Genomic DNA, 12,065 nt, shown 5'->3' with positions numbered 1-12,065 from the left:
GCAGCGGGTCAGTCGTCGCAGCGATCGAATTCCAGCCGAATGCCATTCTTGCCCTGCCAGTTGTTCGCATAGCGGGCGGGGAAACAGGCCAGCGATGCAAATCCCCAGTTCTCGGGGTCCGCCGCAGACGCTTCCAGTTCCTTTTCCACCGCATCCGGCAGGCCCGGGAAGAAATCCAGTCCGGTCCGCGACTCGACCTTGTCCACGCTGGTCACGAAACGGTCGAGCCGTTCATCGCCCCGAACATCCTGCGGCACCAGCAGCGCCAGGGCACGCAACCCGTCGGCGGTGCGATCCAGCCAGATGCGGTAGAAGGCATCCGGTACATCCACGCCGGAATCGGTCCAGGCCCGGTCAGCATCGAACACCGGACCCACGGCAACGTTCAATTCGTCCCAGCGTGGCGCCAGATGATCGGCCTCGATTTCCTCCAGCCGCTGCCACACCAGTTGATTGAGCCGGGGGCGTTGCAGAACGATGTTGGTCATCAGGAACGATTGCCGCTGCGCCGCCGGACCGTGGAGATTGCTGATCAGGTAGTTCGGCGCCATGTGCCCGCGGTCGAAGCCGGTATCGGTGAAATCCCGGTACTCGACGGTGCGGCGCACGCGCGGATCGGTCTCGAACCGCGGCCGGTCAAGATGCCGCCGCTCGCCGATCGGTCGGGCCTGGTAGACCACCCACACCGGCGCGCCCCGGTGACCGGCATACCCGACCACGAATCCGCGATTGTTGAGAATCTCGACGCCGCCGGTAACGCCCGGTGCCTCGGGCAGTCCACCCGGCAACCCGGGACCCGCCAGCGCCTCCCCACCCTGGCCGCAGCCGATGGCGGACACCAGCAGGCCGACGCCCAGAAGCCGCCGTGAACCCCCGCGGGCAAGCGCGGTCAGACGGCGTAATGAAGTTACCATCGCGTGCACCCGGTAATGGTATCCTCGGGTGCAACGCAATACGACGAGGAACTGGAAACAATGGCTAACGAGCGCTTGGCGTCACTCGGACAGGTACAGGCTTCCCCGGAAGCCGCGAAGGTCCTGCGCAATACCTACTGGCTGCTGTCGCTGACGCTGCTGTTCTCGGCGGCGGTGGCCGGCACGGCAATGGCGATCAACGCGCCGCATCCGGGCCTGATCATCACCCTGGTGGGCTACTTCGGCCTGCTGTTTGCCGTCGAAAAGACCAAGAACAGCGGCTGGGGCCTGGTCACCGTATTCGCCCTGACCGGTTTCATGGGCTACACCATCGGGCCGATTCTCAACGCCTACATGGGCGCGTTCGCCAACGGCGGCGAGATCGTCATGACGGCCATGGGCGGCACCGGCGCCATCTTCCTGGGCCTGTCCGGCTACGCGATCGTCTCCGGTCGCCGCTTCAACCAGTGGGCCGGGGCGCTGTTCGTAGGCATCCTGGTGGCATTCGTGCTCGGTCTGGGCGCGGTATTCTTCCAGATTCCCGCGCTGTCGATGGCGGTGTCCGCACTGTTCGTGCTGCTCATGTCCGGGCTGATTCTCTACCAGACCGGTGAGATCGTGAACGGTGGCGAGACCAATTACATCAGCGCCACAGTCACGCTGTTCGTATCCATCTACAACCTGTTCCTCAGCCTGCTGCATCTGCTGGGTGCGTTCATGGGCGAAGAATAGACCGACGCACGCGTCACGTTGCCAACAAAGGGCCGGCGCCAACGCGCCGGCCTTTTTTGTTTGTGTTCGGTGTCGAGAGGATCGCCACGACCGCTTCCGCGGATCCTGCGAAAATGGCGCTTCGTTGTAACGCGCCATTTATGACGCCGGCCCGAGCCACGGCAATGCCAGTCACTATGCGGTCCCGGCGGTTGACCCGCGATTCCGATCGAACCAGTCCAGCTGCGCCCTCAGGCGCACCACCTGCCCCACGATCAACAGACTGGCGCCGCTGACACCGGCGGCTTCCACCGCCGCCGGCAGCCGGGTCAGGTCGGCCTCGATCACGCGCTGGGCCGCGGTTGAACCGTCCTCGATCAATGCCGCCGGCCAGTCGCCCGGCAACCCGTGTTCGATCAGCCGGGCACAGATTGTCGGCAACGTGTTGCGCGCCATGTAGAACACCAGGGTCTGATCCGGCCCGGCGAGGCAAGGCCAATCCAGCGGCAGCTCGCCGCCGCTCTGCTGATGAGCAGTAATGAACTGCACCCGCTGGGCACAGTCACGATGGGTCAGCGGAATACCGGCATAGGCCGCGCAGCCCTGGGCCGCGGTCACGCCGGGGACCACTTCGAACGGAATACCGGCGGCAGCCAATTCGGCGATTTCCTCGCCGCCGCGGCCGAACACGAACGGATCCCCGCCCTTGAGGCGCAGCACCCGCTTGCCGGCCAGGGCCAGTTCCACCATCAGGCCGTTGATACGGTCCTGCGGCAGGGTGTGGCGACTGGCCCGCTTGCCCACGTGGATCCGCTCGACATGCGCCGGTATCTCGGCCAGGAGCTCGGGCTGGATCAGGCTGTCATACAGCACGACATCCGCCTGCGAGAGCAGCCGCGCGGCCTTGCGGGTCAGCAAATCGGGATCGCCGGGACCGGCACCCACCAGCCAGACTTCACCCATCTCGTTCATGCATCACAAGCAGCCGGAGAGCCCGTGCGGGATGTCGCGACGTCAATCAAAAAGAGAATAACCATTTTCGTCCAGATAACCTGCGGGTATATTATACCGTCATGAAACTGCGTCAGCTCCAATTCATCCACGAGGTGGCCCGCCGCAACCTCAATATCACGGCAGCAGCCGAGTATCTGAATACTTCCCAGCCCGGCATCAGCAAGCAGATACGGCTACTGGAGGAAGAACTGGGCGTGGAAATCTTCGCGCGCAACGGCAAGCATCTGGACCGGATCACCCCGGCCGGCGAGGAAATCCTGAAAGTGGCCCGCCGCATGCTGCACGAGGCAGACAACATCCACCGGGCCGCTGACGAGTTCCAGTCAGCGGACAGTGGCGACCTGTCGATCGGCACCACCCACACGCAGGCACGTTACGCCCTGCCGGCCACCATCCAGGGCTTCAAGAAGCGCTATCCGCGGGTGTCACTGCATCTGAACCAGGGGTCACCACCGCAGATCGCCCAATGGGCCGCCGATGGCGAGGTGGATTTCGCTATCGCCACGGAAGCCATGGAGCATTTCGAAGAGCTGATCATGCTCCCCTGCTACCACTGGAACCGTTGCGTACTGGTGCCGCCGGATCACCCGCTAGCGTCGGTGGAAAAGCTCACCATTCCGGCGCTGGCCGAGCACCCGTTGATCACCTATACCTTCGGCTTTACCGGGCGGTCGCAACTCGACCGGGCCTTCATCACCCGCGGGGTGTCACCGGATGTGGTGCTGACGGCGGTAGACGCGGACGTGATCAAGACCTATGTGCGGCTGGGACTGGGCATCGGCATCGTGGCCAACATGGCCTATGACCCGGAGGAAGACAGCGACCTGGTCCGCCTGGACGCCAGTCACCTGTTCGAATACAGCACCACCCACATCGGCTTCCGGCGCAATACCTATCTGCGCGCCTACATGACCCGTTTCATCGGTATGTTCGCGCCGCATCTGACGCCGGATGTCGTGGAACGCGCCATCGAGTATCACCCCGGCGACCGCTACCGCCGCCTGGTCCAAGAACTACAGCCGGAGCTGCCGCGCGAGTAGGCGGACTCAGTCAGCCGCCGGGGCCAGCTGCGTATCACCGCCCATGTAGGGCTGTAGCGCTGCCGGAATGGCGATGCTGCCGTCCGCCTGCTGGTGATTTTCCAGCAGCGCCACCAGCGCCCGGCCGATGGCCACCCCGGAGCCGTTCAGCGTGTGCACCAGTGCCGGCTTGCCTGTCTCGGGATCGCGGTAACGGGCCTGCATGCGGCGAGCCTGGAAAGCCTCGAAATTGCTGCAGGAGGAAATTTCGCGATAGGTCTCCTGGCTCGGCAGCCAGACTTCCAGATCGTAGGTCTTGGCGGCCGACGCGCCGAGATCGCCGCCGCACAACGCGACCACCCGGTAGGGCAGTTCCAGCGCCTGCAGCACTGCTTCCGCGTGGCCGGTGAGCTGTTCCAGGGCGTCGTAGGAGCTGGCGGGATCGACAACCTGCACCAGCTCCACCTTCTCGAACTGATGCTGGCGGATCATGCCGCGCACGTCCTTGCCGTGCGCGCCGGCTTCGGCCCGGAAACAGGGGGTGTGGGCGACGAAGCGCAGCGGCATCGTCTCGGTATCCAGAATGCGGTCCCGCACCAGGTTGGTCACCGGCACTTCCGCCGTGGGAATCAGGTAGTAATCCTCGGGATCGGTCAGCCGGAACAGGTCATCCCCGAACTTGGGCAGCTGGCCGGTGCCGCGCAGACTTTCCGCCGACACGATGTAGGGCACGTAGACCTCACGGTAGCCGTGCTCACGCGTGTGCTTGTCCAGCATGAACTGGATCAGCCCGCGGTGCAGACGGGCCAGATCGGCCTGCAGCACCACGAAGCGCGCGCCGGTTACCTTGGCGGCGGCCTCGAAATCCATCATCGCCAGCCCGGCGCCCAGATCGACGTGATCGCGTGGCGTGAAATCGAACTGGCGGGGCTCGCCCCAGCGGCGCTGCTCGACATTGTCGTCCTCCGAGTCGCCCGCGGGCACGCTTTCATGCGGCAGGTTCGGCAGCGACCAGCGCAGCTCGTCGAGCTCGGCCATCAGGGTTTCAAGCTCGGCCTTGGCGGCGTCGAGCTGATCACCCAGCCCAGCGACCTCGGCCTTCAGGGGCGCGATATCCTCGCCCGCGGCCTTGGCCTGCCCGATCGCTTTGGAGCGCCGATTGCGTTCGGCCTGCAGTTCTTCGGTCCGGGTTTGCAGCTCGCGGCGCGTGTCTTCCAGCGATGCGAGCCGGGCTACGTCCAGAGTGAAGCCGCGACGGGCCAGGCCGGCGGCCACCTGATCGGGTTCCTGGCGCAGCAGACGGGCATCGAGCATGATCGTTCGGGCGGTTGCGGGATCGGCGCGCATTATAGGGGCACAGACTGCGCGCTGCAGTGTGGACCTGCCGGGCTCACGGGCTTAGGCTGACGGCATGACACCCCGCATGCTGGTCTTCGACGTCAACGAAACGCTGCTGGATCTGGCAGCGCTGGACCCGCTGTTCGCGGACCTGTTCGGCGACGCCGGCGTCCGCCGCGAGTGGTTCGCGCTGCTGCTGCGCTGGTCGATGGTGACGTCGTTGACCGGAGCCTTTCGCGACTTCACCGCGCTGGGGGCCGCGAGTCTGGCAACGCTTGCCGCGAGCCACGGCCGCACCCTGTCGGCCGACGACTACCGTGCGGTGTCGACCGCTATCCGTGAGCTACCGCCCCACCCCGACGTGGCGCCAGGACTGGCGCGCCTGGCTGACGCCGGCTTGCGGCTGACGGCGCTGACCAACTCGGCCCAGGCCACCGTCGACGAGCAGTTGCGGCGTGCCGGTCTGGACCGGTACTTCGAGCACATTCTCTCGGTGGACGCGGTGCAGCGCTTCAAGCCGCACCCGGCCGTCTATGCCCATGCGGTCGAAACCCTGGCGGCGGCGCCGGCCGATCTGTGCATGGTGGCAGCCCACGACTGGGACATCACCGGCGCCATGCGAGCCGGCTTTGCGGGCGCATACATCAGCCGGCAGGAGACGGTCTGTCACCGCGCCGGAGAGACCCCCGACCTGGTCGCCCGGGATCTCGATCACCTGGCTGAGCAGTTGCTTGGGATCAACTGAAGAGCTGGGCCGCCTTGGCCAGCGTCTCCAGGACTCCCCAGCCCATCGGCACCAGCACGAGCGTCCACACTGCCACCAACTGCCAGGTCGGTGTTGTCGTCGAATCGGCCTTTCGCGAACTCATAAGCGGCTCCCACCGGTGTCGGGCTCGCTATGGTGATGGCGGCTGTCCACCGCACGAATCAAAGCATTGCAGATCAATCCCAGGAACAGCAGCCCCACCATGATGTACATGGTCACGGTATAGGCCTGCGCCTTGGGTACTCCGGCCTCTATCTGGAACTCGCGGATATAGTTGATCAATACCGGGCCCATCACGCCAGCTGCAGCCCAGGCCGTAAGCAGGCGGCCATGAATCGCACCCACATGCATCGTGCCGAACAGATCCTTCAGGTAGGCCGGCACCGTGGCAAAGCCTCCCCCGTACATGCTCATGATCACGCAATAGCAGAGCACGTACAGCACGACGCTGCCCATGGCCGCGGCTGGCGGCACCGCCGCGTAAAGCGCCATGCCGAGGGCGAAGAAAACCAGATAAGTATTCTTGCGTCCGAGATAATCCGAGGCCGATGCCCAGATGAAGCGACCGGCCATGTTGAAGATGCTGAGCAAACCGACAAAGCCTGCCGCCGCCGCTGCCTCGATCTTGCCGGGCATCATTTCCTGCGACATCGCCGAAGCTTGCCCGAGCACCCCGATGCCGGCACTCACGTTAAGGAACAGCACCATCCAGACCAGGTAGAACTGCGGCGTCTTTAGCGCTTCGTCCACGTGCACATGAGCGGTCGTGATCAGCTTGCCGGACTCGGCCGGCGGCTGATATCCCGCGGGCAGCCAGCCTTCCGGCGGCAAGCGAACCAGCAGCGCACCGATCGTCATGAAGGTGAAGTAGATCAGCCCCATCGTCACAAAGGTCGGCGCCACGCCCACCGATTCAGGCCCGGAGAAAAACGCCATGAGTCCAACCGCCAGCGGCGAGCCGATCATGGCGCCACCGCCGAAACCCATGATGGCCATGCCGGTGGCCATCCCGGGACGATCGGGAAACCACTTGATCAGCGTGGAAACCGGGGAAATGTAACCGATTCCCAGGCCGATACCGCCAAGCACGCCGTACCCCAGGTAAACCAGCCAGATGACGTGCAGCCAGATGCCAAGGGCGGATACCAGGAAGCCACCACCGAAACAGGTTGCCGACAGCAACATGGCCTTGCGCGGCCCCACTCGTTCGAGCCAGCTCCCCGCAAACGCGGCGGCCAGGCCCAGACAGACTATCGAAATGCTGAAAATCCACCCCAGCGTGGTCAGTTTCCAGTCACCCGGGGCGGATTCGGTTACTCCAATCAGCCGCGTCATCGGCAGATTGAAGACACTGAAGGCGTAGACCTGACCAATGCACAGATGAATGCAAAGCGCGGCCGGCGGCACCATCCAGCGATTGAAACCGGGCCCGGCCACCGTTCGCTCGCGATCCAGAAAACCTGCCATCAGCTGCTCCCCCTGTCGGTTCTTGTCTGCCGCGGCCGGCTACCCCACGCGCATGACTGCTCCGGCGGTAACGCCGCCGGTCGTTACTAAGGGCTATCCTCGCTGTTTCCGCCCTCGCCGCGCAATGTCGCCAGCTTGGCCCGGATGCGGCCCTCGAGGCCGCGGTCTACCGGTTCGTAGTAACGGTTGCCGATCAACGCGTCCGGCAGGTAGGTTTCATCCGCCGCGTAGGCGCCAGGTTCGTTGTGGGCATACCGGTACCCGGCACCGTGACCCAGATCCTTCATCAGGCCGGTCGGCGCATTCCGCAGATGCATGGGCACTTCCAGGCTGCCGTGCTCGCTGGCGGCGCGCAGCCCCGCCTTGTAGGCGTTGTAGACGGCGTTGCTCTTGGCCGCGCAGGCCAGAAAGATCACCGCCTGGGCAATCGCCAGTTCGCCTTCCGGGCTGCCGAGCCGTTCGTAAGTCTCGCAGGCGTCCAGCGCCAGCCGCAGGCCGCGCGGATCGGCATTGCCGATATCCTCGCTGGCCATGCGAACTATCCGGCGGGCGAGATAGCGGGGATCGCAACCACCATCGATCATGCGGCAGAACCAGTATATGGCGGCATCCGGATCGGTGCCCCGCACCGATTTGTGCAGGGCCGATATCTGGTCGTAGAAAGCGTCGCCGCCCTTGTCGAAACGCCGCAGGCCTTCGCGAAGAACTTCTGCCAGATCGGCCTCGGCGATCGTGATTCGGCCATCCACGTCCGTGGCGATATCGGCGGCGAGTTCCAGCAGATTCAGGGCACGCCGGGCATCGCCGTCGGCACGCTCGGCCAGCTGATCACGCAGCGCCGGTGTCATCGCCACCCCGCGCGCACCGAGTCCCTGCTGGTCGTCCGTCAGCGCCCGATCGATTAGCTGGCGCAGATCCGCGGCAGTCAGCGATCGCAGCACGTAGGTACGGGACCGGGACAACAGCGCGTTATTGACCTCGAACGACGGATTTTCCGTGGTCGCGCCCACCAGCACCAGCGTGCCGTCCTCCACGAACGGCAGCAGACCATCCTGCTGGGCCTTGTTGAAGCGATGGACCTCGTCGATGAACAGCAGCGTGGGCGCGTCACCGTCATCCAGCGCTGCCCGGGCATCGGCAACCGCCGCACGAATGTCCTTGACCCCGGCCATCACGGCCGAAATCTGCCGGAAACGGTAACCGGCCTCGCCCGCCAGCAGTCTGGCCAGCGTGGTCTTGCCGGTACCCGGGGGACCCCAGAGAATCATGGAGTGCAGACGACCGGCGGCCAATGCCCGACGCAGGGGCTTTCCCTCCCCCAGCACATGCGCCTGACCGACCATGTCCGCCAGTTCGCGCGGACGCATACGGTCCGCCAGCGGCCGGCCGGCCGTGTTATCGGCGGCGGCGCTCACTAAGACCTCTTTCCAGCCCGACCATCACGCGCTGCATGCCGGTGCTCAATAACAGAATGCCCAGCACGATGCCGGCCAGATCCGCCAATAGATCCCCCCATTCGGGAAGACGGCTGGGGGTCAGGCCCTGCAGCAGTTCGATCAGGCCACCATAGGCCAGCAGTGCCAGGCCGATCCAGGGCAGCGCGTCACGCCGCAAGGCCCCGAACCACCCGCCGAGCAACGCGAACGCCGCGAGGTGACCGACCTTGTCGCCGTAGGTGAAAGACGGCCCCGGGGTACCGGGCGCAAGGGCCAGCACAAGAAGCAGGCCGCAGCCGGCGAGCCCCAGCCACCACCAGAAAGCGCCAGGTCGGTCGGTATCGTTCACTGACCCTCGCCGCGCCCGTCCACCACGGTTGCGTCATCGGGAATCTCGAGCGTGAACCTAGCCGGCGCAATCTCGGCATCCACCACGACATCGGTGAACTTTATTTGCGTGGTCTGGCCCAGTTGATCGTCGAGTTCCATGCGGGCCGGACGGCTGCCATCGAACCCGATCCGGATTTCGGTGAAATCGCCGTCGCCCTCGCGCGGCGTGAGAGTCACCCACGCCAGTCCGTCGCGGCGGCCCGCCTCCTCGATCCGGAACGCCGATTCCAGCGCCTTGCCGCCCGCCAGCAATTGGGCCGGCGTGGCGCGCAGGCTGCGGTCCACATCACGCACTGTCACCTGCGACAGGTCCACATCATGAAAGTAGAACGCGTCGCCATCGCTGACGATGATCTGTTCGTAAGGCTCGCGGTAGCTCCAGCGGAAACGATCCGGGCGTGCCAGCAGGAATTCGCCGGCGGTGCGCTGGATCGTCGCGCCGTCCTCGTCGACCTGAACCTGCTCGAAGTCCGCCCGCAGGGTGTCGACGTTCTGATAGAACGCCTGGAGCGCGTCCTCGCCCTCGCCGGCGTGGGCGGGCATGGCCACGGCCATAACTACCAGAAAAACAAGGCGCAGATATCGCATCAACTGACTCCGGGATAACTCGATGGCGCCCAGCGTACGCCGATGATCTGAACCAATCCTGAACAACAACCTCAATCCTTTGGCGGTGGCGGGGCCAGGACCTCGCGACTGCCGCCGCCCTCCACCGGACCCACGATGCCGGCCACTTCCATCTGCTCCACCAGCCGCGCGGCGCGGTTGTAACCCACTCGCAGGCGCCGCTGCACGTAGGAGATCGAGGCCTTGCGGCTCTCGGTGACCACCGCCACGGCCTGATCGTAGAGCGGATCCTCTTCCGCGTCGCCGCCGTCGATGCCACCGCCGTTATCGTCACCGTCGGCGGCACCGCTGAGGATCGCCTCGTTGTAGTCGGGATCACCCGTCTGCTTGAGAAATTCCACCACCTTGTGCACCTCGTGGTCGTCCACGAAGGCCCCGTGGACGCGGGTCGGCAGGCCGGTGCCAGGGGGCAGGAACAGCATGTCGCCGTGACCGAGCAGGCTTTCCGCCCCCTGCTGGTCGAGAATGGTGCGGGAATCCACCCGGGAGGCCACCTGGAAGGCGATGCGGGTGGGGATGTTGGCCTTGATCAGGCCGGTGATCACGTCCACTGACGGGCGCTGCGTGGCCAGAATCATGTGCAGGCCGGCGGCACGGGCCTTCTGGGCCAGGCGGGCGATGAGCTCTTCCACCTTCTTGCCGACCACCATCATCAGATCAGCCAGTTCGTCGACAATCACTACGATCGCCGGCATCGCCTCCAGTTCCGGTGCCTCCTCTCCTTCGCCGCCGTTGAAAAGCGGATCAATAATGGGCCTGCCCTGCTTGCGCGCCTCTTCCAGTTTGCGGTTGAAGCCGGCGATATTGCGCACGCCCAGCGCCGCCATCAGCTTGTAGCGGCGTTCCATTTCCGCCACACACCAACGCAAGGCGTTGGCGGCCTCCTTCATGTCGGTGACCACCGGCGCCAGCAGGTGCGGAATGCCCTCGTAGACCGACAGCTCCAGCATCTTGGGATCGATCATGATCAGGCGAACCTGCTCGGGCGACGCCTTGTAGAGAATCGACAGGATCATCACGTTGATCGCCACCGACTTCCCTGACCCGGTGGTGCCCGCCACCAGCAGATGCGGCATCTTGCCCAGATCGGCGGTCACCGGCCCACCGCCGATATCCTTACCCAGTGCCAGGGTGACGCCCGACACCGACGCGGTGTAGCGGGTGGATTCCAGAATCTCGCGCAGCGCCACGATTTCCCGCTCGTGATTGGGAATTTCCAGCCCCACCACCGACTTGCCCGGGATCACCTCCACCACGCGCACACTGGTGGTCGACATCGCCCGCGCCAGATCCTTGGCCAGATTGGTGAACTGATTGACCTTGACGCCCGGCGCCGGATCCAGTTCGAAGCGGGTAATCACCGGCCCCGGCTGCACGCCGACCACCTTGGCCTGGACCCCGAAATCGGCCAGATGCTGTTCCAGTTCCTCGGACAGGCGCTGCAAAGCCGCCTCGTCGTAGCCCGACACCACCGCACGGGCCGGATCCAGCAACTGGGGGCCGGGTAGCGGATCGTCGCGCTCGGGATCGAAGCGCACCGCAGGTTCGTCGCTGTCCTGTGCGTCCATCGGCAGGTCCAGCTGCGTGCTGTCCGGCTTCGATTTCGATGGACCCAGACTCGGCGGGCGCCGGGGCTTGGTCTTGGTCGGCGCGGGTGGTGTGACCGGCGGCGCCGGCGGCTTGCGGCGACGCGTTTCCTGCCACTTGCGCAGGGCCTGCCACAGGCCCGCCATAGCGGTGGCCACTCGTGCCGCCGCCGACTGCACCCAGCGCCCCACCCGTTCGGTTACCGTCAGCCAGGAAAAGCCCAGTCCGGTGGACAGCGTGATGATGAACAGGGTGATCAACAGCCAGGCGGCGCCCGCGGTATTCAGAACCGCCTGCAGACCGCCGGCGACCGAGGCGCCGAGAATGCCGCCGCTGCCCTGCGGCAGCCCCGCACCGCCGGCCAGCGACAGCGAGGCCAGGCCGCAGCCCGCCGTCAGCCAAAGCATCAGGGACACCGCGCGCACCGTGATGCTGAGCGCGTCGCCCACCGGCTGGCGGCCGCCGGCATAGGCCAGCCATCCGGCATAGAGAATTAGCCAGGGGAATACGAACCCCAGGTAGCCGAACAGGCTGAGCAGCACATCGGCGAACCAGGCGCCCGGGCGGCCAAAGACATTGCTTACCACGGTATCGCCGGCCAGTCGCGACCAGCCCGGGTCGGTGGGGCTGTGGCTGATCAGCGCGGCGAGCAAGAACAGGGTGCAGGCGGCGGCCAGAAAAAGCGACGCCTCGCGCAGCAGCCGACCGAGCCGTTGCCGGTACCAGGACTGATCGGCCGGCTTTGCCGGCGCCGGGGCCTTGCTGTTGCGGGACCGGGCCACCATCACGTGCCCCG

At 65.5% G+C, this 12,065-nt stretch carries 10 protein-coding genes and 2 pseudogenes; 3 read left to right on the top strand and 9 right to left on the bottom strand.

The annotated features are described in order from the left end of the window. Window positions 1–8 precede the first annotated feature (8 nt). A complete protein-coding gene (locus tag RM531_RS00390) occupies window positions 9–914 on the bottom strand; it encodes a DNA/RNA non-specific endonuclease (RefSeq protein ID WP_311656881.1) in 906 nt (301 codons plus the stop codon). Window positions 915–974: 60 nt separating this feature from the next. Here RM531_RS00390 and RM531_RS00385 point away from each other — a divergent pair, with 60 nt between their 5' ends. Further along, window positions 975–1,646, top strand: coding sequence for a Bax inhibitor-1/YccA family protein (locus RM531_RS00385; protein ID WP_311656440.1), 672 nt, complete (start codon window positions 975–977; stop codon window positions 1,644–1,646). Window positions 1,647–1,820: 174 nt separating this feature from the next. Here the strand turns inward: RM531_RS00385 and cobA are convergent. Next, window positions 1,821–2,588: pseudogene (gene cobA / locus RM531_RS00380) on the bottom strand (uroporphyrinogen-III C-methyltransferase); the annotation flags it as partial. A 110-nt stretch (window positions 2,589–2,698) separates the two neighbouring features. On the opposite strand from cobA, the gene cysB reads away from it, so the two are divergent. Then, the gene (gene cysB / locus RM531_RS00375; protein ID WP_311656436.1) at window positions 2,699–3,679 is read left to right on the top strand and encodes an HTH-type transcriptional regulator CysB; all 981 of its coding nucleotides are present in this window, start codon (window positions 2,699–2,701) and stop codon (window positions 3,677–3,679) included. Between the two features lie 6 nt (window positions 3,680–3,685). Here cysB and serS read toward each other — a convergent pair whose 3' ends face one another. Then, window positions 3,686–4,972 (bottom strand): serine--tRNA ligase, encoded by a 1,287-nt coding sequence (gene serS / locus RM531_RS00370; protein WP_311656434.1) that lies wholly within the window; start codon window positions 4,970–4,972, stop codon window positions 3,686–3,688. A gap of 97 nt (window positions 4,973–5,069) precedes the next feature. Between serS and RM531_RS00365 the strand changes: the two genes are divergently transcribed. Continuing rightward, window positions 5,070–5,741: a haloacid dehalogenase type II gene (locus tag RM531_RS00365; RefSeq protein ID WP_311656432.1), complete on the top strand. Its 672-nt coding sequence runs from the start codon at window positions 5,070–5,072 to the stop codon at window positions 5,739–5,741. On the opposite strand, the gene RM531_RS00360 is transcribed toward RM531_RS00365, so the two are convergent. From RM531_RS00360 to RM531_RS00335, 6 genes and pseudogenes are all read right to left on the bottom strand, one after another. Beyond that, a complete protein-coding gene (locus tag RM531_RS00360) occupies window positions 5,734–5,865 on the bottom strand; it encodes an MFS transporter small subunit (RefSeq protein WP_311656430.1) in 132 nt (43 codons plus the stop codon). The two genes, RM531_RS00365 and RM531_RS00360, sit on opposite strands and share 8 nt — an antisense overlap. Then, a complete protein-coding gene (locus tag RM531_RS00355) occupies window positions 5,862–7,229 on the bottom strand; it encodes an L-lactate MFS transporter (protein WP_349255363.1) in 1,368 nt (455 codons plus the stop codon). The genes RM531_RS00360 and RM531_RS00355 overlap by 4 nt, the downstream gene beginning before the upstream one ends. 86 nt (window positions 7,230–7,315) lie before the next feature. Then, the gene (locus tag RM531_RS00350) at window positions 7,316–8,596 is read right to left on the bottom strand and encodes a replication-associated recombination protein A (protein WP_311656879.1); all 1,281 of its coding nucleotides are present in this window, start codon (window positions 8,594–8,596) and stop codon (window positions 7,316–7,318) included. 28 nt (window positions 8,597–8,624) lie between these two features. Beyond that, window positions 8,625–9,014: a VanZ family protein gene (locus RM531_RS00345; protein WP_311656427.1), complete on the bottom strand. Its 390-nt coding sequence runs from the start codon at window positions 9,012–9,014 to the stop codon at window positions 8,625–8,627. Next, window positions 9,011–9,643, bottom strand: a complete 633-nt coding sequence (lolA, locus tag RM531_RS00340) for an outer membrane lipoprotein periplasmic chaperone LolA (protein WP_311656425.1) — start codon at window positions 9,641–9,643, stop codon at window positions 9,011–9,013. The genes RM531_RS00345 and lolA overlap by 4 nt, the downstream gene beginning before the upstream one ends. A 71-nt stretch (window positions 9,644–9,714) precedes the next feature. Then, window positions 9,715–12,054: pseudogene (locus RM531_RS00335) on the bottom strand (DNA translocase FtsK). Window positions 12,055–12,065: the final 11 nt, after the last annotated feature.

This window comes from Spectribacter acetivorans, from assembly GCF_031846305.1.
Taxonomy (GTDB): Bacteria; Pseudomonadota; Gammaproteobacteria; order Nevskiales; family Salinisphaeraceae; genus Spectribacter; species Spectribacter acetivorans.
Note: the sequence above shows the minus strand (reverse complement) of the source record. Positions and strands in the feature narration are given on the sequence as shown.